At 72.8% G+C, this 24,915-nt stretch carries 26 protein-coding genes; 11 read left to right on the top strand and 15 right to left on the bottom strand.

What is annotated here, in order from left to right; genetic code table 11:
- Nucleotides 1-22: 22 nt before the first annotated feature.
- Nucleotides 23-1,207: a glycerophosphodiester phosphodiesterase gene (locus ACIQWR_RS18095; RefSeq protein ID WP_404010216.1), complete on the bottom strand. Its 1,185-nt coding sequence runs from the start codon at nt 1,205-1,207 to the stop codon at nt 23-25.
- 379 nt (nt 1,208-1,586) lie between these two features.
- On the opposite strand from ACIQWR_RS18095, the gene ACIQWR_RS18090 reads away from it, so the two are divergent.
- A complete protein-coding gene (locus ACIQWR_RS18090) occupies nt 1,587-2,216 on the top strand; it encodes a lysophospholipid acyltransferase family protein (RefSeq protein ID WP_404010213.1) in 630 nt (209 codons plus the stop codon).
- Between the two features lie 21 nt (nt 2,217-2,237).
- On the opposite strand, the gene ACIQWR_RS18085 is transcribed toward ACIQWR_RS18090, so the two are convergent.
- From ACIQWR_RS18085 to ACIQWR_RS18075, 3 genes are all read right to left on the bottom strand, one after another.
- Complete coding sequence (locus ACIQWR_RS18085; protein WP_404010210.1) at nt 2,238-3,737, bottom strand: membrane-associated oxidoreductase; 1,500 nt, start codon at nt 3,735-3,737, stop codon at nt 2,238-2,240.
- An 87-nt stretch (nt 3,738-3,824) separates the two neighbouring features.
- Nucleotides 3,825-5,372 (bottom strand): MFS transporter, encoded by a 1,548-nt coding sequence (locus ACIQWR_RS18080; RefSeq protein WP_404010207.1) that lies wholly within the window; start codon nt 5,370-5,372, stop codon nt 3,825-3,827.
- The gene (locus tag ACIQWR_RS18075; RefSeq protein ID WP_404010205.1) at nt 5,369-5,920 is read right to left on the bottom strand and encodes a TetR/AcrR family transcriptional regulator; all 552 of its coding nucleotides are present in this window, start codon (nt 5,918-5,920) and stop codon (nt 5,369-5,371) included. Before ACIQWR_RS18075 ends, ACIQWR_RS18080 begins: the two co-directional genes overlap by 4 nt.
- A gap of 85 nt (nt 5,921-6,005) precedes the next feature.
- Between ACIQWR_RS18075 and ACIQWR_RS18070 the strand changes: the two genes are divergently transcribed.
- A complete protein-coding gene (locus tag ACIQWR_RS18070) occupies nt 6,006-6,521 on the top strand; it encodes an HAD domain-containing protein (RefSeq protein WP_404010202.1) in 516 nt (171 codons plus the stop codon).
- A 104-nt stretch (nt 6,522-6,625) separates the two neighbouring features.
- On the opposite strand, the gene argH is transcribed toward ACIQWR_RS18070, so the two are convergent.
- Complete coding sequence (argH, locus tag ACIQWR_RS18065) at nt 6,626-8,053, bottom strand: argininosuccinate lyase (protein WP_404010199.1); 1,428 nt, start codon at nt 8,051-8,053, stop codon at nt 6,626-6,628.
- Between the two features lie 104 nt (nt 8,054-8,157).
- Complete coding sequence (locus ACIQWR_RS18060) at nt 8,158-9,351, bottom strand: argininosuccinate synthase (RefSeq protein WP_385785185.1); 1,194 nt, start codon at nt 9,349-9,351, stop codon at nt 8,158-8,160.
- A 118-nt stretch (nt 9,352-9,469) separates the two neighbouring features.
- Between ACIQWR_RS18060 and ACIQWR_RS18055 the strand changes: the two genes are divergently transcribed.
- From ACIQWR_RS18055 to ACIQWR_RS18045, 3 genes are read left to right on the top strand one after another with little or no spacing between them, the layout of a single operon-like run.
- Entirely contained in the window at nt 9,470-11,005 is a 1,536-nt protein-coding gene (locus tag ACIQWR_RS18055) for a HEAT repeat domain-containing protein (protein WP_404010196.1), read from the top strand.
- Nucleotides 10,981-11,562, top strand: a complete 582-nt coding sequence (locus ACIQWR_RS18050) for a pyridoxamine 5'-phosphate oxidase family protein (RefSeq protein WP_404010194.1) — start codon at nt 10,981-10,983, stop codon at nt 11,560-11,562. The genes ACIQWR_RS18055 and ACIQWR_RS18050 overlap by 25 nt, the downstream gene beginning before the upstream one ends.
- A gap of 33 nt (nt 11,563-11,595) precedes the next feature.
- The gene (locus ACIQWR_RS18045; protein WP_404010843.1) at nt 11,596-12,267 is read left to right on the top strand and encodes a L,D-transpeptidase; all 672 of its coding nucleotides are present in this window, start codon (nt 11,596-11,598) and stop codon (nt 12,265-12,267) included.
- Nucleotides 12,268-12,299: 32 nt separating this feature from the next.
- Here ACIQWR_RS18045 and ACIQWR_RS18040 read toward each other — a convergent pair whose 3' ends face one another.
- The 8 genes from ACIQWR_RS18040 to ACIQWR_RS18005 form a co-directional block, all read right to left on the bottom strand.
- Nucleotides 12,300-13,106 (bottom strand): hypothetical protein, encoded by an 807-nt coding sequence (locus ACIQWR_RS18040; protein ID WP_404010191.1) that lies wholly within the window; start codon nt 13,104-13,106, stop codon nt 12,300-12,302.
- 16 nt (nt 13,107-13,122) lie between these two features.
- The gene (locus ACIQWR_RS18035; RefSeq protein WP_354382611.1) at nt 13,123-13,659 is read right to left on the bottom strand and encodes an arginine repressor; all 537 of its coding nucleotides are present in this window, start codon (nt 13,657-13,659) and stop codon (nt 13,123-13,125) included.
- Between the two features lie 7 nt (nt 13,660-13,666).
- The gene (locus ACIQWR_RS18030; protein ID WP_404010187.1) at nt 13,667-14,884 is read right to left on the bottom strand and encodes an acetylornithine transaminase; all 1,218 of its coding nucleotides are present in this window, start codon (nt 14,882-14,884) and stop codon (nt 13,667-13,669) included.
- The gene (gene argB / locus ACIQWR_RS18025) at nt 14,881-15,801 is read right to left on the bottom strand and encodes an acetylglutamate kinase (RefSeq protein ID WP_404010184.1); all 921 of its coding nucleotides are present in this window, start codon (nt 15,799-15,801) and stop codon (nt 14,881-14,883) included. The genes ACIQWR_RS18030 and argB overlap by 4 nt, the downstream gene beginning before the upstream one ends.
- A complete protein-coding gene (argJ, locus tag ACIQWR_RS18020; RefSeq protein ID WP_404010182.1) occupies nt 15,798-16,958 on the bottom strand; it encodes a bifunctional glutamate N-acetyltransferase/amino-acid acetyltransferase ArgJ in 1,161 nt (386 codons plus the stop codon). Before argJ ends, argB begins: the two co-directional genes overlap by 4 nt.
- Nucleotides 16,955-17,995, bottom strand: coding sequence for an N-acetyl-gamma-glutamyl-phosphate reductase (gene argC, locus ACIQWR_RS18015; RefSeq protein ID WP_404010179.1), 1,041 nt, complete (start codon nt 17,993-17,995; stop codon nt 16,955-16,957). The genes argJ and argC overlap by 4 nt, the downstream gene beginning before the upstream one ends.
- A gap of 150 nt (nt 17,996-18,145) precedes the next feature.
- Nucleotides 18,146-18,943: a maleylpyruvate isomerase family mycothiol-dependent enzyme gene (locus ACIQWR_RS18010; RefSeq protein WP_404010176.1), complete on the bottom strand. Its 798-nt coding sequence runs from the start codon at nt 18,941-18,943 to the stop codon at nt 18,146-18,148.
- A gap of 43 nt (nt 18,944-18,986) precedes the next feature.
- Nucleotides 18,987-19,199, bottom strand: a complete 213-nt coding sequence (locus ACIQWR_RS18005; protein ID WP_404010173.1) for a hypothetical protein — start codon at nt 19,197-19,199, stop codon at nt 18,987-18,989.
- Nucleotides 19,200-19,307: 108 nt separating this feature from the next.
- On the opposite strand from ACIQWR_RS18005, the gene ACIQWR_RS18000 reads away from it, so the two are divergent.
- From ACIQWR_RS18000 to ACIQWR_RS17990, 3 genes are read left to right on the top strand one after another with little or no spacing between them, the layout of a single operon-like run.
- Complete coding sequence (locus ACIQWR_RS18000; RefSeq protein WP_404010841.1) at nt 19,308-20,666, top strand: SMI1/KNR4 family protein; 1,359 nt, start codon at nt 19,308-19,310, stop codon at nt 20,664-20,666.
- Complete coding sequence (locus ACIQWR_RS17995) at nt 20,663-21,106, top strand: helix-turn-helix domain-containing protein (protein ID WP_404010170.1); 444 nt, start codon at nt 20,663-20,665, stop codon at nt 21,104-21,106. Before ACIQWR_RS18000 ends, ACIQWR_RS17995 begins: the two co-directional genes overlap by 4 nt.
- A gap of 10 nt (nt 21,107-21,116) precedes the next feature.
- A complete protein-coding gene (locus ACIQWR_RS17990) occupies nt 21,117-21,527 on the top strand; it encodes a VOC family protein (RefSeq protein ID WP_404010167.1) in 411 nt (136 codons plus the stop codon).
- Between the two features lie 119 nt (nt 21,528-21,646).
- Here the strand turns inward: ACIQWR_RS17990 and ACIQWR_RS17985 are convergent, their stop codons facing one another.
- Nucleotides 21,647-22,051: a DUF5997 family protein gene (locus tag ACIQWR_RS17985; protein ID WP_404010164.1), complete on the bottom strand. Its 405-nt coding sequence runs from the start codon at nt 22,049-22,051 to the stop codon at nt 21,647-21,649.
- A 57-nt stretch (nt 22,052-22,108) separates the two neighbouring features.
- Here ACIQWR_RS17985 and ACIQWR_RS17980 point away from each other — a divergent pair, with 57 nt between their 5' ends.
- The 3 genes from ACIQWR_RS17980 to ACIQWR_RS17970 form a co-directional block, all read left to right on the top strand.
- On the top strand, nt 22,109-22,894 hold the full coding sequence (locus ACIQWR_RS17980; RefSeq protein ID WP_399262088.1) for a LysR family substrate-binding domain-containing protein: 786 nt from the start codon (nt 22,109-22,111) through the stop codon (nt 22,892-22,894).
- Nucleotides 22,895-23,342: 448 nt separating this feature from the next.
- Complete coding sequence (locus ACIQWR_RS17975; RefSeq protein ID WP_404010159.1) at nt 23,343-24,353, top strand: quinone oxidoreductase family protein; 1,011 nt, start codon at nt 23,343-23,345, stop codon at nt 24,351-24,353.
- A gap of 181 nt (nt 24,354-24,534) precedes the next feature.
- Nucleotides 24,535-24,915, top strand: a 381-nt coding sequence (locus tag ACIQWR_RS17970) for a hypothetical protein (protein WP_404010156.1), incomplete at its 3' end; no start/stop codon positions are given.

Genomic DNA, 24,915 nt, shown 5'->3' with positions numbered 1-24,915 from the left:
TTCTCGGCGGGCGGCGCCCGGGTCAGCGCGGGCGGCGCCCCGGCCGGAAGTCCTCGGCGGCGAGCAGCGCGGTGTCGGCGTTGTCCGAGAAGATCCCGTCGATCCCGAGGGCGAAGTAGGCGCGGAAGGCGCCGAAGGAGTCGCCGTAGGCGTTCGGGTCGGTGCCCTTGCGGAAGTCGGCGGGCAGGAAGGCGTTCTCGTTGCGCGCGGTGTAGGGGTGCAGGATCAGCCCGCGCGCGTGGGCGTCGCGCACCAGGGTGGTCGGCGTGCCGAGCTTGCCGGCGGCGTCGCGCGGCACGATCAGGTCCAGGGTCGGGCCGATGGCCTGCGCGTAGCCGGCGATCCACTTCAGGCCCTCGGGCTTGACCAGGTCGGCGACGGTGCGCGGGTCCTTGGCCAGCTCGAAGTCCCAGGGGCGGGTGTTCGCGGCGCCGAGCAGCACCACGCGGGGCGCCGAGACCAGCTTGGCGAGCCGCTGGATGCTGGAGGGTTCGAAGGACTGGAGGAAAACGGCCGAATCGCGCCGGTCGCGGCCGTAGCGGCGGAGCAGTTTCGCGAGCGGCTCCTCCAGCGCGAGGCCCAGCGCGCGGAAGTAGCTGGGGTGCTTGGTCTCCACGTGCAGCCAGACCCGCTTGCCGCGCCGCTTGCCCTCGCGGTCGGCCCAGCGCAGCACCTCTTCGAAGGTGGGCACCTCCCAGCGGCCGTCGTACAGCGTGTTGCGCTGGCGGACGGCGGGGATGCGCTCCTTCGCGCGCAGGGTCTTCAGCTCGGCCAGGGTGAAGTCCTCCGTGAACCAGCCCGTGACGGAGACGCCGTCGACCGACTTCGTGGTGCGCCGGGAGGCGAACGCGGGGTGGTCGGCGACGTCGGTGGTGCCGCCGATCTCGTTCTCGTGCCGGCAGACGAGGTGGCCGTCGCGGGTGGGGACCAGGTCCTGCTCGATGACGTCCGCGCCCAGGTCGAGGGCCAGCTGGTAGGAGCCGAGGGTGTGTTCGGGCCGGTAGCCGCTGGCCCCCCGGTGTCCGATGACCGTGGGGTAGGGCAGCTCCCGGTAGCCCCCTCCGTACGCCCGCGCGTCGGACGGCTGCGCCTCACCCGCCGCGCCGGCGGCCGCCGCCGGGCCCGCGCCGAGCCCGAGCGCCCCGCCGCCCGCCGCCAGTACGGCCGCCCCCAGCACCGCGCGCCTGCCTGCCCCGCCCTGCGCCATGTCCGTCCCTCATCCCCTTCGGACCGCCCGGAGCCCTCCGGTGCGACCTGATCGCACCGGCCGGATCGGACCGGCCGGATCACGCACCGACCAGGGCCTTTGCTCCCGGGATCACCGGGCCGCACGTCCCCGATCGGCGGACCGATCGTAGGCAGTGCGCGGTGGCGCGCGGGCGATGCGGGGAGGGACGGGCGGAAAACATGGCGGAAACGTGCGTCAACTTTGCGTATCGACCTCGTGAACCCGATGTGCGATCAGAGCGGACCCGCGAGTATCGTCCTCACCTGCACTGAGCACGCACGGTGCTGAAGACGCATTCGATGCCGGAGGGCCCACGTTGTCCCGTATTGCGCTCATCAAAGCCACTGTCGGACCGGTCATGCGGATGATGTTCCGCACCCGTGTCGAGGGCGCCGAGAACATTCCGGGTACGGGGCCGGTCATCCTCGCGGGCAACCACCTGACCTTCATCGATTCGATGATCCTGCCACTGGTGTGCGACCGCCAGGTGCACTTCATCGGCAAGGACGAGTACGTCACGGGCAAGGGCCTCAAGGGTCGGGCGATGGCCTGGTTCTTCACCGGCTCCGGGATGGTCCCGGTGGACCGCGACGGCGCCAACGGCGGGGTCGCGGCCTTGATGACCGGTCGCAGGATCCTCGAAGAGGGCAAGGTCTTCGGCATCTACCCCGAGGGCACCCGCTCCCCCGACGGCCGCCTCTACCGCGGCCGCACGGGCATCGCCCGGCTCACCCTGATGACCGGCGCCCCGGTGATCCCGTTCGCGATGATCGGTACGGACAAGCTCCAGCCGGGCGGCAAGGGCATGCCCCGCCCGGGCCGGGTCACCATCCGCTTCGGCGAGCCGATGGAGTTCTCCCGCTACGAGGGCATGGACCGCGACCGGTACGTGCTGCGCGCGGTCACCGACTCGGTGATGGCCGAGGTCATGCGGCTCTCGGGCCAGGAGTACGTCGACATGTACGCGACCAAGGCCAAGGCGGCCTGAGCCCGCGCGGGGCCCCGGGCGCTACTGGCGGCTCAGTGACCGGCTGACGCCGGCCGCGGTGGTCGTCGCCAGCACCCACCCCGTCACGATCAACAGGTACGACAGCCACTGGTACCACCCGCGCGGACCGAAGGCCTCCTCCTGCCCGAAGCCGATGATGGGCAGCATCAGGTCGAGGGTGTAGAAGACCGGGTTGAACTCGGGCGCCTCGTCCGGTTTGAGCGGGGCCGGCGGCCGCAGCCCGTAGGCGAGGGCCCCGGTGCACAGCAGGGCCACGAGCCAGCCCGCCGCGCGCAGCGGCCGGAAGCCGTACCCCACGGTGACGTCCTGGAGCAGCCCCCACATCCGGGCGTGCCGGGGCAGGGTGCGCCGGTGTCGGCGGAGCTTGGCGAGCTGGACGGTGCGGGCGGCCACCTCGTCCCCCGCGGTGCGGTAGGAGGCGGCCAACTGCTCGTAGGCGAAGGGGAGGTAGCCCGCCTCCTCGCGCTCCAGCGCCGGCAGCCGCTGCTCGGCGGGCAGGTGCGGGCGCAGCGACCCGTAGGCCAGCCCGTCGAGGCGGACGGTGTCGGGCCAGCCGCCGGGCTCGACGTGGAGCATGTCGAACTGGGAGCGGCGCAGGTTCACCGTGCCCTGGATGGTGTCGCAGGAGCGCAGCCACACCTCGCCGATCGCGCAGCTGGAGGCCCGCAGGGCGGTGCCGCCGGGGTTGACGAGCCGGGCGCGGCTGAGGCCGAGCTGGCCCGGTATGCGGGAGCCGGTGAGGTTGACCCGGCCCTCGGCGCGCAGTCCGCGGGCGCGGATGTCGGTGCCCACCGTCAGGGTCTCGGCGTACAGGGCGTCGCCGCCGGGGTTGAGCAGGCGGGCGTCGACGAGGTTGATCTGGCCGCCGACGGTGGCTCCGTTGATGCGCGTCTGCCCGTGGACGGTGAGGCCGGTGGCGATGACGTCGGTGCCGATGTCGGCGTGGTTGAACTGGAGCGGGGGCTCGGGGGGCTCGTCGACCGCGGCGGGCGGTTCCCCCGCGGGAGCCGGCGGGGTGCCGATGACGGCGCGGGTGAGGAAGAGGCCGCCGGCGATCCGGGCACCGGCGAGGCGGACCGGTCCGGTGATCCGGCAGCAGGACAGCCGCAGGACCACGTCGACCGTGACGGTGGCGGCGGTCAGGCCCGGCAGGGCGGAGTCGCTCAGTACGAACGCGCGCAACCGGGCCCCGTACAGCAGGGGTTTGCGTTCGAACCAGCAGCCGCGCAGCCGGATCGCGTGCTCGACGACGGCGTACTTCAGGTTGAGCTTGCCGGTGATGCGGAAGCCCTTGAGGTTGAGCCCGGCGACCTGGCCCTCGGCCGCGGTCCCGCCGAGCAGCAGGGCGCCCAGCACCTCGGCCCGTACGGTCCGCTCGGGGCCCCAGGCCGCGCCGTCGGCGGCGTCCTCGTCGGGGGCCGCGCGGACGTCGACGCGTTCGCCGCGCGGGAAGGCGTCCCAGACGCGGCGTTCGGCCGGGGTCAGATCGGTGAGCTCCATCGCGGGGATGGTGCCGCGCGCGTGATCGCCATGTCAACTCCGCGCGCGACACCACCCTTTGGGGCGTGCGGGGGACGGCCCCGAGGGTCAGTGCTCGATGCCGTCCTGGAGCTCCTGCCCCTTGAGCAGGAACCACGCGGCCACGGCCGTGGCGAGCAGGACGACCGCGCCGACGCCGGAGGCGAGCCGCAGTCCGTCCACGAAGGCGTTCTGGGCCGCGCCCACCATCACCTCGGCGGTGTGCGGGTCCAGCCCCTTGGCCGCCTCGACGGCTCCGCCCAGGGATTCGTGCGCGGCGTCGGCGACCGCCGGGGAGACCGTGGAGGGGGCCGTGAAGCTCTGGTAGACCCCGGTGACGATGGAGCCGAGCAGGGCGATGCCGAGGGCCGCGCCGAGCTCGTAGGCCGTCTCGGAGACCGCGGAGGCGGAACCGGCCTGCTCCTTGGGCACGCTGGAGAGGATCACGTCGGCGGTGACGGTGAAGGAGAAGCCGGCGCCGAGGCCGACGACGAGCAGCGCGGCGCCGAGCAGCGGGTAGCCGGTCTCCTTGCTGATGACGGTGAGGGCGCCCAGCGCCAGGCCGATCGCGGCGAGGCCGCCGCTCACGAGGACGCGTACGGAGTACTTGCGGGCGTAGCGGCCCGCGAGCAGACCGGTGACCACCGCGCCGACGGCGGCGGGCAGTTCGGCCAGGCCCGCTTCCAGCGGCTCGCGGCCCTGGACGAGCTGGAGGAACTGGGAGAGGAAGAAGACCAGCCCGGAGAGGCCGAAGACGGTCAGCAGGTCGGCGAGGACCGCGCCGGAGAAGCCGCGGTGCTTGAAGAGCTTCATGTCGAGCAGGGGCGCGACCAGGGTGTGCTGGCGGCGGACGAAGGCGTAGAGCATGGCGACGCCGAGGACCGCGGCCGCCCAGACCTCCCAGGAGAGGCCGTGCGTGGCGACCTGCTTGACGGCGTAGACGATGCCGATGATGCCGACGAGCGAGAGACCGACGCTGATCAGGTCCCAGGGACCCTTCGCCGGGTTCTTCGACTCGGGCAGCAGCTTGATGCCGACGACGACCAGGACGATCATCACGGGCAGGTTGATGAGGAAGACCGAGCCCCACCAGAAGTGCTGGAGCAGGGCTCCGCCGACCACGGGGCCGACGGCCGCGCCGGCCGAGGCGGTGGCGCCCCAGATGCCGATGGCGAGGCTGCGCTCCTTGGGGTCGTGGAAGATGTTGCGGATCAGCGCGAGGGTGGACGGCATCAGCGTCGCGCCGGCGACGCCGAGCAGCGCGCGGGCCACGATCATCATCTCGGGGCTGGTCGCGTAGGCGTTCAGGACCGAGACGAGGCCGAAGGCGGTGGCGCCCACCAGCAGCAGTTTCTTGCGGCCGATGCGGTCGCCGAGGGAGCCCATGGAGACGAGCAGACCGGCGATGACGAAGGAATAGACGTCGCCGATCCACAGCAGCTGGGTGCCGGACGGCTTGAGGTCTTCGCTCAGGGAGGGGGTGGCGAGACCGAGTACGGTGGCGTCGACCGCGACCAGCAGGACGGCCAGCACGAGGACCGAGAGCGCGATCCAGCGCCCGGGGCTCCTGCCGTCCTCCGTCCCGTGCCGTCTGCTCAGCTCTTCGGTTCTGCTCATTTCTCCACACTCCGTCGTGCGCCACCGAGCAGCAACTCGGTGATCATGTACTGAAAGTCCTTGGCCGCGACCCGGCCGTCCATGACGGCCCAGGCGCAGGTGCCGATCAGCCCGTACAGGGCCTCGGTGAGCCAGGCGGGGCTCAGGTCGATCCTGATGTCGCCCTCCTGCTGTCCGCGCCGGAAGAGCGCGGAGACCCGGGCGTCGAGCCGGGACCACCCCTCGTTGACCTGGTCGCCCTCGAAGAGCTGGTTCTCGGTGACGAGGAAGGCCAGCAGCAGCGCGTTCGGCTCGGCCTCGGCGACGAGGCGGCCGAGGGCGTCGACGGCACTGCCCTCGTCGAGGCGCGCCGCGTCGAAGGCGATCTCGAACTGGCGGATGCCGAGCTCTTCGAGGGCCCGTACGAGGGCGTCGCGCCCGGCGAAGTGCCGGTGCAGGGTCGCGCGGCCGATGCCGGCCGCGCGGGCGACCTCGTCCATCGTCGCGGTCGATTTGCGGGAGAGCAGGGCCGCCGCAGCGCGCAGCACCTGGTCACGATCCATGGCCATGAGACAAGCATAACCCGAATGAGACGTTGATGTCTCACACAATATTCGAGTGCCCCGCGCGGGGCACGGAAGGAATCCTGTCTCGATGACGAAGAAGCCCCTGTTGTTGATCGACGTCGACGGCCCGCTGAACCCCTACGCGGCCAAGCCCCAGCGCCGCCCCGAGGGGTACACCACCCACCGCATGCGCCCCACCGGCTGGTCGCTGACGGAGCGCGCCAAGCCCCTGCGGGTCTGGCTGCACCCGGGGCACGGCGCGCGGCTGCGGGCGCTGGCGGGCGCGTACGAGCTGGTCTGGGCGACGACCTGGAAGGACGAGGCCAACGACTGGATAGGCCCGCACCTCGGGCTGCCGAGGCTGCCCTTCATCGACTGGCCGCAGATGCACGGGAGAGCGCCGAGCGGGACCTTCTGGAAGACCCAGTACGTCCTGGAGTACGCCGGGGACCGGCCCTTCGCGTGGGTCGACGACGACATCACGCCGACGGACCGGGAGTACGTCGACCAGCGCCATCCGGCGCGGTCCCTGCTGCTGCGGATCGACGAACGGATCGGGCTGGCCCAGGACGACTTCGACCGGCTGGCCGCCTGGGCGGCGTAGACCGGGAACGCCCGAGGGGGCGGCCGGGGCGGGTGCCCCGGCCGCCCCCTCGGGACGGGTGCGCGTCGGTCCTTGCGGTCAGTTCTTGTGGTCAGTTCTTGTGGTCAGTTCTTGTGGTTCGCCCAGGCGTGCTGGATGACCAGGTCCGCCTTCAGTTCGTTCAGCTGGACGGCGACGGCGCTCGGCGCGGTGCCGCCGCGGCCGCTGCGGGAGGCCAGGGCGCCGGGCACGTTGAGGACCGTGCGGACCTCGGGGGTGAGGTGCTCGGAGATCTTCGCGAACTGCTCGTCGCTCAGCTCGTCCAGCTCGATGCCGAGGCCCTCGCACTCCTTGACGCACTCGCCCGCGACCTCGTGCGCGACCCGGAAGGGCACGCCCTGGCGGACCAGCCACTCGGCGATGTCGGTGGCGAGCGAGAAGCCGGCCGGGGCCAGCTCTTCCATCCGCGCCCGGTGGACGGTGAGCGTCGCCATCATGCCGGTGAAGGCGGGCAGCAGGACCTCAAGGGTGTCGCAGGAGTCGAAGACCGGCTCCTTGTCCTCCTGGAGGTCCCGGTTGTAGGCCAGGGGAAGCGCCTTCAGGGTGGCCATGAGACCGGTCAGGTTGCCGATCATCCGGCCCGACTTGCCCCGCGCCAGCTCCGCGATGTCCGGGTTCTTCTTCTGCGGCATGATCGAGGAGCCGGTGGAGAAGGCGTCGTGCAGGGTGACGAAGGAGAACTCCTTCGTGTTCCAGATGATGATCTCCTCGGCGATCCGGGACAGGTTGATCCCGATCATCGCCGTGATGAAGGCGAACTCCGCGACGAAGTCCCGCGAGGCCGTCCCGTCGATCGAGTTGCCGACCGAACCCCGCTCGAAGCCGAGGTCGGCGGCCACCTGCTCCGGGTCCAGGCCGAGCGAGGAACCGGCGAGGGCGCCCGAGCCGTACGGGGAGACCGCGGTCCGGGTGTCCCACTGCCGCAGCCGCTCCGCGTCCCGGGAGAGGGACTGGACGTGCGCCAGCACGTGGTGGGCGAAGAGCACCGGCTGGGCGTGCTGGAGGTGGGTCCGGCCGGGCATCGCCACGTCGGCGTGCGTCTCGGCGAGACCGACGAGGGCGTCCTGGAGGTCCGCGATCAGGGAGCCGATGATCCGGGCGTGGTCGCGCAGGTACATCCGGAAGAGCGTGGCGACCTGGTCGTTGCGCGAGCGGCCCGCCCGCAGCTTGCCGCCGAGGTCGGGGCCGAGCAGCTCCAGCAGGCCGCGCTCCAGCGCGGTGTGCACGTCCTCGTCGGCGATGGTGCCCACGAGGGCGCCGGACTCGACGTCGGCCGCGAGCCGGTCCAGCCCGTCCGACATGCGCTGGAGTTCGTCGGCCGTGAGCAGGCCCGCCTTGTGCAGGACGCGGGCGTGGGCGCGCGAACCGGCGATGTCGTAGGGCGCGAGGCGCCAGTCGAAGTGGACCGACGCGGACAGCTTCGCCAGGGCCTCGGCGGGCCCGTCGGCGAACCGGCCGCCCCAGAGCCGGACGTCACCGTTGTTGCTGCTCACAGCTACTGCTCCTCAAGAGGTGGGTGTACGACGGCCTCCCCGTCGCGGAGGTACCGGGGAGGCCGTCAAAGCACTGCGCGTGCGCTACGCGTAACGAGCGGGCCTCAGGCGAGGTCGCGGCGCGCGGCGATCTTCGAGGACAGACCGAAGATCTCGATGAAGCCCTGGGCCTTGGACTGGTCGAAGGTGTCGCCCGAGTCGTAGGTCGCGAGGTTGAAGTCGTACAGCGACTCCTCGGACTTGCGGCCGGTGACCACGGCGCGGCCCGCGTGCAGGGTCATCCGGATGTCACCGGTGACGTGCTGGTTGGCCTCGTTGATGAAGCCGTCCAGGGCGCGCTTGAGCGGGGAGAACCACAGGCCGTCGTAGACCATCTCGCCCCAGCGCTGCTCGACCTGCCGCTTGTAGCGGGCCAGCTCGCGCTCGACGGTGACGTTCTCCAGCTCCTGGTGGGCGGTGATCAGCGCGATCGCACCCGGGGCCTCGTAGACCTCGCGGGACTTGATGCCGACGAGGCGGTCCTCGACGATGTCGATCCGGCCGATGCCCTGGGCGCCGGCCCGCTCGTTGAGCTGCTGGATGGCCTGGAGCACCGAGACGGGCTTGCCGTCGATGGCGACCGGGACGCCCTCCTTGAAGGAGATGACGACCTCGTCGGCCTCACGCGGGATCGCCGGGTTCGAGGTGTACTCGTAGATGTCCTCGATCGGCGCGTTCCAGATGTCCTCCAGGAAGCCCGTCTCGACGGCGCGCCCGAAGACGTTCTGGTCGATGGAGTACGGGGACTTCTTGGTGGTCGCGATCGGGAGGTCGGCCTTCTCGGCGAAGGCGATCGCCTTGTCACGGGTCATCGCGTAGTCACGGACCGGGGCGATGCACTTGAGGTCGGGGCCGAGGGCGGCGATGCCGGCCTCGAAGCGGACCTGGTCGTTGCCCTTGCCGGTGCAGCCGTGGGCCACGATCGTCGCGTTGTGCTTCTGGGCGGCGGCGACGAGGTGCTTGACGATGGTCGGCCGCGAGAGGGCGGAGACCAGCGGGTAGCGGTCCATGTAGAGGGCGTTGGCCTTGATCGCCGGGAGGCAGTACTCGTTGGCGAACTCGTCCTTGGCGTCCGCGACCTCGGCCTCGACGGCGCCGCAGGCGAGCGCGCGCTTGCGGATGACGTCCAGGTCCTCGCCGCCCTGGCCGACGTCCACGGCGACGGCGATGACCTCGGCGCCCGTCTCCTCGGCGATCCAGCCGATGGCGACGGAGGTGTCCAGGCCGCCCGAGTAGGCGAGTACGACGCGCTCGGTCACGGGTTTCTCCTTACAGGGTGCATCTGACGACAGGCATAACTATGCACTACTCCGTATGTTTCGTCAACGAGCCGTGAAACCCGCTGCTCAGCGGGGTCGTCCCGCCTAGGCTCGGGGCATGAAGGACCCCGCGCAGAGCGCGCCGCACCACGCTTCCCCGCCCGCGCCGCGGTCCGGACCCGCGCGCCGCCGCTGGACGTACCGGGACGGCTGCGAGGCCGCCGAGCTCCTCGCGCGGGGCGCGGCGCTCACGGAGGTGCTCGACCCCGCCGACCCGGCCGCCTGGATCGCGCTCGACGAGGGGGTGCGGGGCCTCCATCACCGGGACGACGCGCTGCCCGCGCTGCTGCGCTCCCGGCCGCACACCGCGCTGTGCCACCCCGAGGGCCGGGTGCGCGAGGAGGCGGTGCGACAGCTCGCGCGGGGGACCTGGCGGGGTCCCTCGCCGCTGCCGCTCGTGGTGATCCGCTGCGCGGACTGGGTCGGGCCGGTACGGACCCGCGCCCGCGCGCTGCTCGCGGGGGCCCTGGCCGACTCCCCGGCCCGGACGCTGGTCGAGCTCACCCCGCTGGTGCTGCGGCTCGGGGCGCGCGGGCGGGGCGAGTGGGCCCGCGACCTGTTCCAGGCGGCCCTGGACGAAGCCCCCGCCGCGGTGCTGGAGGCGCTGCTGGGCGGGCGCGACCCGGCCGCGCGCCGCTTCGCCGGGCGGCTGCTGCTGACCTCCGGGCGTCCGGACGCGCGGGAGCTGGCCGGGCGGGCCGCGCGCGAGGGCGACCCGGCGCTGTGCCGGCTGTGGACCGACGGGGCGCTCGCCGCGCTGGCCGCGGGGGCGCCGGGACCGGACGCCGGCGCCGTGGTCGACCTGCTGCTCGGCTCGCGCTCGGGCCAGGTGCGGGCCGCCGGGGTCACCGCCCTGCGCCGCGCGGGCCGCGCGTCCGAGGCCGCGGCCCACCTCGCCGACCGCACGGGCGTCGTACGGGCCTGCGCCCGCTGGTTGGTCGGCCAGGACGGCGGCGACCCCCGGACCCGCTACCTGGAACTGTGCGCCGAACCCCACACCGTGAGCGGCGGCGCCGTGCTCGGGCTCGCCGAATGCGGGTCGCGTGCGGACGCGCCGCTGCTGCGCGGGCTGCTGACGCACCCCCGACCGGCCGTGCGGGCCGGCGCGGTGGCCGGGCTGCGGCTGCTCGACGCGACGGACACCGCCCTCCTGTTCCCGCTGCTGACGGATCCGGCGGGGGCCGTCGTGCGCGAGGCGGCCCTCGCGCTGCTGCCGAGCGCCGACCGGCTGCCCGAGGCCCCGCTCGTCGAGTTGCTCTCCCCCGCTCGGCCCTTCGCGCAGCGGCGGGCAGCTCACCGGCTGTTGCACGCGCGGGGCGGCGTGGCCGGGCTGCGGGCCGACGTGCTCCTGTTGGACGACCTCCACCCGAGCCTGCGCCGGCGGGCCGAGCAGCACGTCCGGGCCATGTGGTCGCCGTACGCCCCGCCGGCCCTGCCCGCCGGCGATCCGGAGGTGGGCGCCCTGCTGGAGCGCTGCTCCGGGCTCTTCAGCGAGCACGTCATGCACCTGATGCGTTCACGCCTCGGACTGCCTCGGGCCGATGATCGACGGGACGGGATACTGACCCCATGGGAAAGCTGCACGAACACATAGACGGACGGCTGCGCGCCTTCATCGAGGCCCAGCCGATGTTCTTCACCGCGACCGCGCCACTGGCGGGCGACGGCCATGTCAACCTCTCCCCCAAGGGCCGCGCGGGCACCCTCGTCGTCATCGACGAACACACCCTCGCCTACCTGGACTTCGGCGGCAGCGGCGCCGAGACCATCGCCCACGTCCGCGAGAACGGCCGGATCACCCTCATGTGGTGCGCCTTCTCCGGGCCGCCCAACATCGTCCGCGTGCACGGCGAGGGCGAGGCGGTCTTCCGCGACGACCCCCGGTGGGGCGAGCTGATCGCCCTGTTCGGCGCGGCCGACGGGCCCTCGGCCCGCGCGGTCATCCTCGTACGGACCAAGCGGATCACCGACGTGTGCGGCTACGCCGTCCCCTTCATGGAGTACCAGGGCGAGCGCACCCTCCACGCGGAGTACTTCGGCCGCAAGACGGACGAGGAGTTCTCGCAGTACTGCGAGAAGAAGGAATTCATCGCGACGAGCATCGACGGCCTGCCCGCACTGCCGTTGCCGCTCCCGCCGCGTACCGTCTGACGTGTGCTGCGAACCGCCCTCGCCCTCGGCTCACTGTTCGTCACCTCCCTGCTCGCCGCGTCGGGACCGCCGTGGGGATCCACGCTGCCCGACCGGCTCGCCGACACCGGTGGCGGCAGCCAGCTGATCACCGCCGTCGCCCCCTCGGCCGGTGCGACCACCGGCCGCCTGACCTGGTGGGAGCGCCGGTCCGGGCGCTGGGTGCCGATGGGCCGGGCGCCCGCCCGGTTCGGCGCGCGGGGCCTCGCCGAGGGCGCCACCCGGGTCCAGGGCACCGACACCACGCCCACCGGGCTGTACGACCTGCCGTACGCCTTCGGGATCCGGCCGGCGCCCGTGGGGACGGCGTACACCTACCGGCCCGTCCGCGAGGGCTCCTGGTGGTGTCAGGACAACGCCTCCTTCCACTACAACCGGTGGGTGGAACCCCTGCCCGCCGACTGCGCGCCCGGCGAGGCGGAGCACCTGGTCGGCTACGCGAAGCAGTACGCCCACGCCCTGGTCATCGGCTTCAACTACGACCGGCCGGTGCACGGGCGCGGCGCGGGCATCTTCCTGCACGTCAACGGCAAGGGCGCGACGGCGGGATGCGTGTCGGTGCCCGAGGAGTCCATGCGCGCGATCCTGCGCTGGGCCCGGCCCGAACGCCGGCCGCACATCGCGGTGGGCACGGAGTCGGGGCCGCTGGACGTGACCCGGTACTGACGCCCCCGGTACGGACGCACCCCGGCCGGGCGTCAGAAAGCGCCGCCGCTGTCCACCCAGGTGTCGTACTCCACCGGGCGCGGCTCCCGGTGGTCCACGCGGGCCAGCAGCTCCGGGTCCAGGGCAAGGAGGTCCGGGTGCGGGGGCAGCGCGGCGCAGTACGTACGGAAGGGATCGCGCCGCTTCGGCCACACCCGCACCATGGCCATGGCGGCGAGCAGCGCGCCGCAGGCCCCGACCGCCACCGCGAGGACGAAGGTGCCCATCAGCACGATCCCGCGCAGCGTGTCCGGCCGCGAGAGCACGACCAGTTGGAAGCTGTACCAGGCGACCAGCGCCATGATGAGCAGGATCGCGAGGTCGGCGAGCCGGTCGTGGTCCCGGACCTCGGCCAGGTGCGGGTACTTCGCGTCCTCGGCGGCCAGGAAGGCCCCGCGGGCCGCGCGCAGCTCCCGGTCCCCGGACAGCTCCGCCGTGCTGGTGGGGCGGGAGCGGCGGACGAGCGCGGCCAGGACGGCGGCGGGCAGCGGGTGCGCCGGCGCCGGGTCCGCCGCCGGCCCGTGCTGCGGCCCCCCGGCGGCGACGATCAACCGGCCCGTCCCGTCCACCTCCACGGAGCCGTCGAGCAGCAGCCGGGCGACCGCCGGACGGTGGACGTCCTCGGCCCGCCCAGCGACGGCCACCGCGTGGTACGGATCGGGCGGCGCGGTGGCCAGTAGCGCGGCCGCGGACCGGTCGGACCGGTCCCGCAGGCGCCAGCGCGCTCCGAGCACGGCGTAACAGGCAAGGGCGACGGCAGCGGCCTCGAACACCGCTGCCCAGAGGGGGTGTTGGCTCATCCCCCCAGGGTCGCCCTCAGCCCTCCTTCTGCGCCAGACGCAGGAGGTGATCGGCCAGTGCCTGACCGCCCGCGGGATCACGGCTGATCAGCATCAGGGTGTCGTCACCCGCGATCGTGCCGAGGATCGCCTGGAGTTCGGCCTGGTCGATCGCCGAGGCGAGGAACTGGGCGGCGCCGGGCGGGGTGCGCAGGACCACGAGGTTCGCGGAGGCCTCCGCCGAGATCAGCAGTTCACCGGAGAGGCGCCGCATGCGCTCCTCCTTCGCCGACTCGCCCAGCGGGGCCTGCGGGGTGCGGAAGCCGCCCTCGCTCGGTACCGCGTAGATCAACTCGCCGTTGGTGTTGCGGATCTTCACCGCGCCCAGCTCGTCGAGGTCCCGGGAGAGCGTCGCCTGGGTGACGCTCAGCCCGTCGTCGGCGAGCAGCTTCGCCAGCTGGCTCTGGGAGCGGACCGGCTGCCGGTTGAGGATGTCCACGATCCGGCGGTGGCGGGCGGTTCGGGTCTGCGGAACGGACTGGCCGCTCGCCTCGTGTTCCTGCGCCTGACTCATCGTCGTCTCATTCTCCGGATCCGTCCCCGTGGGCCGCGTCGAGGATGCCGGGCAGGGCCCGGAGGAACGCGTCCGCCTCCGCCTCGGTGAGGACGAACGGCGGCATCAGCCGTACGACGTCGGGGGCGGGCGCGTTGACCAGGAAGCCGGCATCCTGAGCCGCCTTCTGCACCTTCGGTGCGAGGGGCTCGGTCAGCACGATACCCAGCAGGAGGCCGGCGCCGCGGACATGGGATACCAACGGGTGGCGCCCGCCGTCGCCGGCGCCCTCGATTCCGGAGCGCAGTTGCTCGCTCCGCTCCTTGATCCGGCCCAGGAGTCCGTCGGCGGCGATGGTGTCGATGACGGCGAGCCCGGCGGCGCAGGCGACCGGGTTCCCGCCGAAGGTGGTGCCGTGCTGGCCGGGCCGGAGCAGGTCGGCGGCCGGGCCGAAGGCGGCGAGGGCGCCGATCGGCAGACCGCCGCCGAGCCCCTTCGCGAGCGTGACGAGGTCGGGTTCGACCCCGTCGTGCGCCTGGTGCTCGAACCACTGCCCGCAGCGGCCGATGCCGGTCTGCACCTCGTCGAGGGCGAGCAGCGTGCCGGTGGCGCGGGTGATCTCGCGGGCGGCGGTCAGGTACCCGGCCGGCGGCACGACCACGCCGTTCTCGCCCTGGATCGGCTCGATCAGGACGAGGGCGGTGTCCTCGGTGACGGCGGCCCGCAGGGCCTCCACGTCGCCGTAGGGGACGTGGGTGACCTCGCCGGGCAGCGGCAGGAAGGGGGTCTGCTTGGCGGGCTGGCCGGTCAGGGCGAGGGCGCCCATGGTGCGGCCGTGGAAACCGCCGGTGGTGGCGACCATGTGCGTGCGTCCGGTCAGCCGGCCGACCTTGAAGGCCGCCTCGACCGCTTCGGCGCCGGAGTTGCAGAAGAAGACCTTGCCGGGACGGCCGAAGAGCTGGAGCAGCCGTTCGCCGAGCGCGATGACCGGCTCGGAGGCGTAGAGGTTGGAGACGTGGCCGAGCGAGGCGATCTGCGCGGAGACCGCCCCGACGATCGCCGGGTGGGCGTGGCCCAGGGCGTTGACCGCGATGCCGCCGACGAAGTCGGTGTACTGCTTGCCGTCCGCGTCCCAGACCTGGGCCCCGGCGCCGCGCACGAGCGCGAGCGCGGGGGTGCCGTAGTTGTCGGTGAGCGCCGCCTTCCAGCGCGCTCCGTACTCCTCGTTCGAACTGTTCCCGCTCACGCGGATTCCCCTCCCTCTGCGTCGGGCACGACCATGGTGCCGATGCCCTCGTCGGTGAAGATCTCCAGCAGGATCGAGTGCTGGACCCGCCCGTCGATCACGCGGGCGGTGCCGACCCCGCCGCGGACGGCGTGCAGGCAGCCCTCCATCTTGGGCACCATGCCGCTCGACAGCTCGGGGAGCAACTTCTCCAACTCGCTGACGGTGAGCCGGCTGATGACCTCGTCGCTGCTGGGCCAGTCCGCGTACAGGCCCTCGACGTCGGTGAGGACCATCAGGGTCTCGGCGCCGAGGGCGGCCGCGAGCGCCGCGGCCGCGGTGTCGGCGTTGACGTTGTAGACGTGGTCGTCGTCGGCGCTGCGCGCGATGGAGGAGATGACCGGGATCCGGCCGTCCGCCAGCAGTGCCTCGATCGCACCGGTGTCGATGGCCGTGATCTCGCCGACCCGGCCGATGTCGACGCTCTCGCCGTCGATCTCGGGCCGGTGCTGGACGGCGGTGATGGTGTGGGCGTCCTCGCCGGTCATGCCGACGGCGAGCGGTCCGTGCTGGTTGAGCAGGCCGACGAGCTGGCGCTGGACCTGTCCGGCGAGCACCATCCGGACGACGTCCATCGCCTCCGGGGTGGTGACGCGCAGGCCCGCCTTGAACTCGCTGACCAGGCCGTGCCGGTCGAGCTGGGCGTTGATCTGCGGGCCGCCGCCGTGCACGACGACCGGCCGCAGGCCGGCCTGGCGCAGGAAGACCACGTCCTGGGCGAAGGCGGCCTTGAGGTCCTCGTCGACCATGGCGTTGCCGCCGAACTTGATGACGACGATCTTGCCGTTGTGGCGGGTCAGCCAGGGCAGTGCCTCGATGAGGATCTCGGCCTTGGGCAGGGCGGTGTGCTTGCGGGCACTTCCGGCACCGGCGCTCATGAGGAGTACGCGCTGTTCTCGTGGACGTAGTCGGCGGTCAGGTCGTTGGCCCAGATGACCGCCGACTCGCTGCCGGTGGCCAGGTCGGCGGTGATCCGGACCTCGCGGCCCTTCATCGAGACCAGGTCGCGGTCCTCGCCGACGCAGCCGTTCTTGCAGACCCAGATCCCGTTGATGGCGACGTTCAGCCGGTCCGGGTCGAAGGCGGCCTTGGTGGTGCCGATCGCGGAGAGCACCCGGCCCCAGTTCGGGTCCTCGCCGTGGATGGCGCACTTGAGCAGGTTGTTCCGGGCGATGGACCGGCCCACCTCGACGGCGTCGTCCTCGCTGGCCGCGTTCACGACCTCGATCCGGATGTCCTTGCTGGCGCCCTCGGCGTCGCCGATGAGCTGGCGGGCCAGGTCGTCGCAGACGGTCCGTACGGCCTCGGCGAACTCGTCGTAGGCCGGGTCCACGCCGGAGGCGCCGGAGGCGAGCAGCAGCACGGTGTCGTTGGTGGACATGCAGCCGTCGGAGTCGACCCGGTCGAAGGTGGTGCGGGTCGCGTCCCGCAGTGCCTTGTCGAGGGTGGCGCTGTCCAGGTCGGCGTCGGTGGTGAGGACGACGAGCATGGTGGCCAGGCCCGGGGCGAGCATGCCCGCGCCCTTGGCCATGCCGCCGACGGTCCAGCCCGCGGCGTGGCTGACGGTGGCGGTCTTGTGGACGGTGTCGGTGGTCTTGATGGCGACGGCCGCGGCCTCACCACCGTCGGCGGTGAGGGCGTCGGCGGCGCTCTCGATGCCGGGCAGCAGCTTGTCCATGGGCAGGAGCACGCCGATCAGCCCGGTGGAGGCCACCGCGATCTCGCCGGCGTTGTGCCCGCCGCCGAGGACGGTGGCGACCTTCTCGGCGGTGGCGTGCGTGTCCTGGAAGCCCCGGGGGCCGGTGCAGGCGTTGGCGCCGCCGGAGTTGAGGACCACGGCGCTGACGGTGCCGCCGCGCAGGACCTGCTCGGACCAGTGGACGGGGGCGGCCTTGACGCGGTTGGAGGTGAAGACGCCCGCCGCGGTCAGGCGCGGGCCGTGGTTGACCACGAGGGCCAGGTCCGGGTTGCCGTTCGCCTTGATCCCGGCGGCGATGCCCGCCGCGCTGAACCCCTGTGCTGCCGTGACGCTCACGGTGCGACTCCGATCGTGGAAAGACCCAGGCTCTCGTGGAGCCCGAGGGCGATGTTCATGCTCTGCACCGCGCCACCGGCGGTGCCCTTGGTCAGGTTGTCGATGGCGCTGATCGCGATGATCCGCCTCGCGGACGCGTCGTACGCGACCTGGACCTGAACGGCGTTGGAACCGTGGACGGATGCCGTCGCGGGCCACTGCCCCTCGGGGAGGAGGTGGACGAACGGCTCGTCGGCGTAGGCCTTCTCGTAGGCGGCGCGCACCGATTCGGCGGTGGTTCCGGCCACGGCCTTGGCCGAACAGGTGGCCAGGATGCCCCGGGCCATCGGGGCGAGGGTCGGGGTGAAGGACACCGAGACGCGGGTCCCGGCGACGGCCGAGAGGTTCTGGACCATCTCGGGGGTGTGCCGGTGGCCGCCGCCCACGCCGTAGGGGCTCATGGAACCCATCACCTCGGAGCCCAGCAGGTGGGGCTTGAGGGCCTTGCCCGCGCCGGAGGTGCCGGTGGCGGCGACGATCACGGCCTCGGGCTCGGCGAGTCCGTCCTGGTAGGCCGGGAAGAGGGCCAGGGAGACGGCGGTCGGGTAGCAACCCGGAACCGCGACGCGCCGGGACCCCGCCAGTGCGGCGCGGCCGCCCGGCAGTTCGGGGAGGCCGTACGGCCAGGTACCGGCGTGCGGAGCCCCGTAGAATGCGTCCCAATCGGCGGCGGACCGCAGCCGGTGGTCGGCGCCCATGTCGACGACGAGGACGTCCTCGCCGAGCTGGGCGGCGACGGCGGCCGACTGGCCGTGCGGCAGGGCGAGGAAGACCACGTCGTGCGCGGCGTCGCGGCCGGCGAGCACCTCGGGGGTGGTCGCCTCCAGGGTGCGCCCGGCCAGAGGTACGAGGTGCGGCTGGAGCGAGCCCAGGAGCGCTCCGGCGTTGGAGTTGCCGGTCAGCGCGCCGATCTCGACCTCGGGGTGGGCCAGGAGCAGGCGCAGCAGTTCCCCGCCCGCGTACCCGCTCGCTCCGGCCACCGCAACACGAACCACCATCGGACCCTCCTCGTCGATGGCATGACTATACGTTTCAATGCACGTTTATGCAAAGCCCCGGTCGTCCCCCGCCTCCCCGTACGGGCGCGGAGGGGCACGCGCGAAAGGGGCTCCGGATCCCCCGGAGCCCCACCACCACGTCGCCTGGGCCTATATCTCCGGCTCCCAGGCACGGAGCAGGTCGAGCAGTCCCGCGTCCCCGTCGATGCGCAGGGAGCGGGCCGGGACGCGTTCGTAGAAGTAGAGGATCAACTCGCCGGCCGTGCCGTGGACGGCGGCGCCGGCCGCGTCCGGGTCCTCGCCGGTCGCCGCGGTGGGCGCCGGGATGCGGACGGAGCGTGCGCCCTCGCCGTCGACCGTGAGGCGCCAGGAGCGGCCCTCGGCGGCGTGGAAGTCGAAGGTCGTGGGCTCGTGCGGCCAGGCGCTGGGCGACGCGACGCAGGTGAACAGGAACTCCTCGACGCCGTCGAGGGCGAGCTCGGTCGGCAGCGGCCGCGGGGCGCCCGCGGCGAGCTGGGCGTCGTAGGTGTGCACCGCGCTCTCCTGGACCCGGTGCCGGGCGACTCCGCCCGAGCTCCGCGGCGTCTGCAGGCCGCTCCACCACGCCCAGCAGCCGGCGTCAGGTCCCGCCTCGCGCAGGGCGCTCAACAGAAGCTGCGTCCCCGCCGCCAGCCAGGCCAGCAGGGCCTCGCGCTCCCGCGGCAGCTCCAGAGCGGCGCGCGCGGCCACGGCCTCGGCCGGCGGACCGTCGGCGGGCCCCGCGCCGACGATGGCGGCCCAGAAGCGGTCTCCCCCGCCCAGGTGCTGCACCAGATCGAACAGCGTCCACTCGGGACAGGTCGGTACCCGCACGTCGAGGCTGGGCGCGGCGGCGACCGCGGCCCGGAAGGCGGTCGACCGTTCGTCGATCAGTCGCAACAGGGCCGGGAATTCAAGATTCTTTTCCACGCCGGATGTCTATCACCGCGCTCCGATGATCGGACAGCGATTTTCACCGCAGCCGCCAGGTGCCCCGGCGTACATCGAGGGTCGCGGTGAAGTCGACCCGCCCTGGAAAGGGTTCGCCCAGGCGCCAGGGGGCGGGCAGGGCGGCCAGGTCGATGGCGATCAGCCGCTCGGTGCCGGTGGGGTCGACGGCCCCGCCCGGGGCTCCGATCCAGTGGGGCGCGGGGAACGGCCGACGCTCCACTCCCACGCTGTTCACGCTGAAAGCGCCCTGCTGCCCGACTTCGATCACTGCCCCGCCCCCGATGACCCACCGACCCCTGCGTACGGTCTGGTCATGATGGATCACAGACCCCCCTTGTCGTCAGTGTCCGCGTTCGTGACCTGGGAGCCCGTACTGCGGCTCATGCTGACCGGGGACGAGCGGCGCCCGCGCGGGCAGGTGGCCCGGGTGGCGGGACGCATCGGGCAGCACGGATGCAGCCTGGCCCACCGCGGCGGGATGTCGGCGACGGCGCGGAGCGCGGTGGAGGACCTCCAGCGGGCGCTGGCGCGCGGCCGCGTCCAGGAGGTCGCCTTCCGCGCGGAGGTCCGGCCGGACGGGCGGACCTCGCTCGCCGTGGTCTGGCCGAGCCCCGTCGTGCAAGCGCCCGTCGGCTACGCCGACCTGGGCGTCCTCGTCCTGGTCGAGGGCTCCCTCCCCGCTCCCTGGCTGCGCCGTCCCGACCCGGCGTCCGGGGCGGTTCCGGCGCCCTCGGCTGATCCGGCGCTGCTGGAGCGGACGCTGCGCGAGCGGTTGCCCGACGCCGTGGGCGCGACGCGGGAGGAGATCGACGCCGCCGAGGCACGGTTGGGCGTCACCCTGTCCGAGGAGCTGAAGGCGCTCTACCGGGTGGCCCGGGTGGACTGGTTCGACGACTTCGAGGGCGCCGACCTCGCGGGCGAAGCGGTCGGCTGCGAGCTGAGCGGCCCGGCGGACCTGCGGGCCGTCGACGCGGCGGAGCGCCACGGCGGCTGGGACATCGGCGCCGGGCGGGCGATCGGCGCCGGACCCGACGCCGCGGTGCAGCCCCTGGCCGGTTCGCCGGGCTGGATCGGCTTCGGGAGCAACGGCGGCGACGAGTACGCGATCGACCTCACGCCCGGCCCGGGCGGCCACTACGGGCAGGTCATCCTGGTCGGTCACGAGCAGAGCCTCGGCGCCGAGCTGGTGGCCGATTCCCTCACCGACTTCGTGCTGGGCCGGCTACGGGAGGAGCCGAGCGGCCGCGCCGCGCAGCTGCCCGGGATCACGGCGAAGGTCCGCTCCGGCGGCCTCGGCAGCGTCGAGGAGGCCGCGCACCCCGCCCTGGAGGTCCTGACCATCGAGGTCCCGGACGGCGGCGGCGCGCCGTTCGCCCTCGCCCCGGTCCTCGGACTGCCGCGCCTGCGCACGCTCACGGCGGCGCCCGGCACCCTGGCGGACCCGCTGGAGGTCACGGGCCTGCCCGCGCTGGAGTTCCTGGCGGTCGGCGTACGGGAATGGCGCCTCCTGCTGGACGCCGGAGCCGTCCCGCGCACCCTGAAGGCCGCGGCCGTCACCGTGCGGGACGAGGAGCACCTGCCCGTCGTGGACGTCGCCAACGAGATCCTGGCCCTGTGGGACCGGCCCCCGATCGAGCAGACGCTGCTCGAAGGGGACATCGGCCCCGTGGCGACGGACACCCGTGCGATGCTGGGCCCGTGACGATCGAGGACCTCGTACGGCTGCGCCGCGCCCGGGACGCGATGGACCGCGACTACGCCGAGCCCCTGGACGTACCCGCGCTCGCGGCCATCGCGCTGATGTCCCCCGGGCACTTCTCGCGCAGCTTCCGCGCGGCCTTCGGCGAGACGCCGTACGGCCATCTGATGACCCGCCGCGTCGAGCGGGCCAAGGCGCTGCTGCGCCGGGGCGACCTCAGCGTGACCGAGGTCTGCTTCGCGGTCGGCTGTACCTCGCTGGGGTCCTTCAGCTCCCGCTTCACCGAACTGGTCGGCGAGAGCCCCAGCGCCTACCGGGCCCGCAACCACGACGAGGGCGCCGCGATCCCCGCCTGCGTGGCCAAGATCCTCACGCGCCCCTCCCGGAGCGGGCCACCGCGACCGGCGCCGGACGCGGGGGCGGAATCCGGCCGCACGTCGTAGCGTCGCAGTCATGACCATCAAGCTCTCGCAGTGCTTCATCGCGGTCGACGACCACGACAAGGCACTCGCCTTCTACCGCGACGCCCTCGGCCTGGAGGTGCGCAACGACGTCGGCTTCGAGGGGATGCGCTGGGTCACCGTCGGCTCCCCCGAGCAGCCCGACGTGGAGGTCGTCCTCGAACCGCCGCTCGCCGACCCCGACGCCTCGCCGGCCGACCGGCAGGCCATGGCGGAACTGCTGGCCAAGGGCATGCTCCGCGGCGTGATCTTCACGACCGACGACGTCGACGCGACCTTCGAGCGGATCCGGGCGGCGGGCGCCGAGGTGCTCCAGGAGCCGACCGACCAGCCGTACGGCGTCCGCGACTGCGCCTTCCGCGACCCGGCGGGCAACATGCTCCGCTTCAACCAGCCGCGCTGACACCGACGCCCCCGCGTCGCGGTGTCGCGGGCTCGCCGGACCCGCACCACCACGCACGGGTGCCCCGGACCCGGCGGCAGGGCCGCGGGTCCGGGGCACCGGTGGTGAAATCCCTGAGATCAGGAGTTCTGGTCGGCGGCCTTCGCGGCGCGCTCCGCGTTGCGCTCCTTGATGCGGACCGTCTCCTTGCGGACATCGGCCTGCGTGGTGCGCTCCTTCTGGAGCCACTCGGGCAGCTCGGCCTTGATGGCCTCGATCTGCTCGGTGGTCAGGGCGTCCGTGACGCCCCCGCGCGCGAGACCGGCGATGGAGACGCCGAGCTTGGACGCGACGACGGGGCGCGGGTGCGGACCGTTGAGGCGCAGGTCCTGGAGCCACTGGGGCGGCTCGGCCTGGAGGGCACTCAGCTCGGCCCGCGAGACGACACCCTCCTGGAACTCGGCGGGTGTGGCCTCGAGGTACACACCCAGCTTCTTCGCCGCGGTCGCGGGCTTCATGGTCTGGGCGTTCTGGTGCGACGTCATGGGTCAAGGGTATCGAGCGTGTGCGCTACCTCCGACCACGACCGGTAACCTGGCCGGGTGACAGGCTCGGAAACACCCCCTTCGTTCCGGCTCGCGTACGTCCCGGGAGTGACGCCCACCAAGTGGGTGCGGATCTGGAACGAGCGGCTGCCCGACGTCCCGCTGACGCTGGTCCAGGTGACCCCCGGCGAGGCGCCCGCCCTGCTCCGCGACGGCGGCGCCGACGCGGGCTTCGTGCGGCTGCCGATCGACCGTACGGACCTCAGCGCGATCCCCCTCTACACCGAGACCACCGTGGTCGTGATCCCCAAGGACCACCTGATCGCGGCGGTCGAAGAGGTCGCCACGGGCGATCTGGCCGAGGAGATCGTGCTGCACCCCCTCGACGACACCCTCGACTGGGAGCAGCTGCCGGGCAAGCCCGCGATCGCCCGCCCCGAGACGACGGAGGACGCGATCGAGCTGGTGGCGGCGGGGATCGGCGTGCTCGTCGTGCCGCAGTCGCTCGCGCGCCTGCACCACCGCAAGGACCTCACCTACCGCACGCTGACGGGGGCGCCGGAGTCGCGCGTCGCCCTGTCGTGGCCGGAGGCGGACGAGGCACCCGAACTGGTGGAGGAGTTCATCGGGATCGTGCGCGGGCGCACGGTCAACAGCTCGCGGGGGCGCACGCCGACCCCGCCGCAGCCGAAGAAGGCCAAGCGCCCCGACCCCGCGGCGGCCCGCCGCAAGCCCGGCGGCGGCAAGCCGACCGCCGGCAAGAACCCGCGCGGCGCCTCCGGCGGCGGTGCGAAGGGCGGCGGCAAGGGCGGCGCCAAGCGCGGCAAGCCGCGCGGCCGCTAGATCGTCTCTTCCCGGATCCCCTGACCGCTCCCCCTGACCTCCCCCTGGGCAGGGCCACCGGGCTGACCTAGGGCGTGACGCTGTCGGGGATGTCCTGCTGGAGCTGTCCGACCGGCAGGCGGCCGAGTCAGTGCGCCACCGCATCGACTTCAAGCATGCGATGGGCACGGAAGCTGGAGGATTCCGGCTTCCGCCACAGTGTCCTGGCCGACTTCCGCGAGCGCCTGGCCGTGGAGGGCCGGGTCGACAAGCTCCTCGACCTCGTGCTGGAGAAGATCCGGGCCGTCGGCCTGGTCCGGGAGCGCGGCCGGCAGCGCACCGACTCAACCCACGTCCTGGCCTCGGAACCTGCTGCCGCACTCCGGCGGGGGCGGCGGGCCGGTCCGCTTGCCGGGAATCGGATCGCCATCAACGGGGTTGGTCGGGGAAGAACCGATTTTGGAGCGTCATGCGAGCGATTCAGGTGTACGAAGTGGGCGGTCCCGAGGTGCTGCGGGAGGCCGAGGTGGACCAGCCGCGGCCGGGTCCGGGCGAGGCGCTGGTGGAGGTCGCCGCATCCGGGGTCAACTTCCTCGACGTCTACCACCGCGAAGGCCGGTACAGCCTCCCGCTGCCCTTCACCCCGGGCGCTGAGGGCGCCGGCACGGTCGTCGAAGTCGGACCCGGCGTCGCTGACGTCGCGGTCGGGGACCGGGTCGGTTGGGTGGAGATTCCCGGCACGTATGCCGAGCGGGCCGTGGTGGACTCCTCCCGGCTGGTGCCGCTGCCCGACGACATCGACTTCGAGACAGCCGCCGCCGTGCTCCTCCAAGGCATGACCGCGCACTATCTCGTCAAGGACGCCTACCCGGTTCAGGGGGGCGACACGGTGCTCGTGCATGCGGCTGCTGGTGGCATGGGGCTGCTTCTGACCCAGCTCATCACCCATCTCGGCGGCAGGGTGATCGGCACCACGTCGACCACCGCGAAGGCCGAGCTGGCGAAGCGTGCCGGGGCCGCCGAGGTGATCCTTTCCTCCGCAGTCGACGATCTCGCGGCCGAGGTGAGGCGGCTCAGCGGCGGTCAGGGACTGCCGGTCGTCTTCGACGGCGTCGGCGCGCACACCTTCGATGCGAGCCTCGCCAGCCTGCGAACCCGCGGCCATCTCGTGCTCTTCGGCGCGGCAAGTGGTGCCGTGCCTCCGTTCGATCCGATTCGGCTCGCCCACGGCGGTTCGCTGACCCTGATCCGGCCCAGCCTCGGGGACTTCATCGCCGATCGGTCCGAACTGCTCCGACGGGCCGCCGATGTGTTCGAGTGGGTGCGCTCCAAGGCACTTGAGGTCACCGTAACGGGCCGCTACGCATTGTCCGACGCCGCCCAGGCCCACAGCGACCTGGAGGCTCGGCGTACCACCGGCAAGCTGCTCCTCGTACCCGATGCGGCCGCCATTGGACGCCGCGAGGAGACCCGGAGCTGATCGCGGGTGGCGAGGTCGGGGATCTTGGAGACTGAGACGTCGAGGGCACCGACCGTCATCGCCAAGATCCCCGACGGCGTCACGCCCTAGAGTGCCCCCCATGGGGTGGAGAAGGATCTTGCAGGGGCAAGGGCCCGGGCCGGGGCGGCTCGCGGTGACCGCGGACCTGCGGTGGAGGCGGATGCAGAAGATCGCCGTGGTCCTGACGAGGCGGCGCCGGCCGCCGCAGGAGCTGTGGGACCAGGTCGTCTTCGCGTTGGAGGACCAGATCATGGTCGCCGCCGCGGCCGGGAACCTGCTCTCGGAGGCCGGGCCGGGCGTGCTCGACGGGCACGCCGACCGGCTCGCGGCCTTCCTGCGTCACCACCGGGCGGCCGATGCCTACTCGCCCTCCCTCATCGATCACATCCTGGTCGCCCTGACCGGGCTCGACGACCGGCGCGCCCTCCCGCTGCTGACGGCGCGCGTATCGGTAAGTGCGGCTATTGGGACTTGCGGAATGCTTGTCGGCGGGAGAGCTCAGCGGCGTAGCCAGCTCGTGTGGCGCCTGCCTCCTTGGTCC

The organism is Streptomyces sp. NPDC098789 (genome assembly GCF_044759975.1).
Classification (GTDB): domain Bacteria; phylum Actinomycetota; class Actinomycetes; order Streptomycetales; family Streptomycetaceae; genus Streptomyces.
This window is presented reverse-complemented; position numbering and strand designations above follow the sequence as displayed.

Coding starts and splice junctions, on each gene's coding strand:
- ACIQWR_RS18035 (WP_354382611.1), bottom strand. CDS start 13,659: ATGAGTCAGGCGCAGGAACACGAGGCGAGCGGCCAGTCCGTTCCGCAG.
- ACIQWR_RS18085 (WP_404010210.1), bottom strand. CDS start 3,737: ATGGAGCTCACCGATCTGACCCCGGCCGAACGCCGCGTCTGGGACGCC.
- argB (WP_404010184.1), bottom strand. CDS start 15,801: ATGAGCGCCGGTGCCGGAAGTGCCCGCAAGCACACCGCCCTGCCCAAG.
- argC (WP_404010179.1), bottom strand. CDS start 17,995: ATGGTGGTTCGTGTTGCGGTGGCCGGAGCGAGCGGGTACGCGGGCGGG.
- ACIQWR_RS17985 (WP_404010164.1), bottom strand. CDS start 22,051: ATGACGTCGCACCAGAACGCCCAGACCATGAAGCCCGCGACCGCGGCG.
- ACIQWR_RS18080 (WP_404010207.1), bottom strand. CDS start 5,372: ATGAGCAGAACCGAAGAGCTGAGCAGACGGCACGGGACGGAGGACGGC.
- ACIQWR_RS17990 (WP_404010167.1), top strand. CDS start 21,117: ATGACCATCAAGCTCTCGCAGTGCTTCATCGCGGTCGACGACCACGAC.
- ACIQWR_RS18040 (WP_404010191.1), bottom strand. CDS start 13,106: ATGAGCCAACACCCCCTCTGGGCAGCGGTGTTCGAGGCCGCTGCCGTC.
- ACIQWR_RS18070 (WP_404010202.1), top strand. CDS start 6,006: ATGACGAAGAAGCCCCTGTTGTTGATCGACGTCGACGGCCCGCTGAAC.
- ACIQWR_RS18075 (WP_404010205.1), bottom strand. CDS start 5,920: ATGGCCATGGATCGTGACCAGGTGCTGCGCGCTGCGGCGGCCCTGCTC.
- ACIQWR_RS18090 (WP_404010213.1), top strand. CDS start 1,587: ATGCGGATGATGTTCCGCACCCGTGTCGAGGGCGCCGAGAACATTCCG.
- ACIQWR_RS18055 (WP_404010196.1), top strand. CDS start 9,470: ATGAAGGACCCCGCGCAGAGCGCGCCGCACCACGCTTCCCCGCCCGCG.
- ACIQWR_RS18095 (WP_404010216.1), bottom strand. CDS start 1,207: ATGGCGCAGGGCGGGGCAGGCAGGCGCGCGGTGCTGGGGGCGGCCGTA.
- ACIQWR_RS17975 (WP_404010159.1), top strand. CDS start 23,343: ATGCGAGCGATTCAGGTGTACGAAGTGGGCGGTCCCGAGGTGCTGCGG.
- ACIQWR_RS18050 (WP_404010194.1), top strand. CDS start 10,981: ATGGGAAAGCTGCACGAACACATAGACGGACGGCTGCGCGCCTTCATC.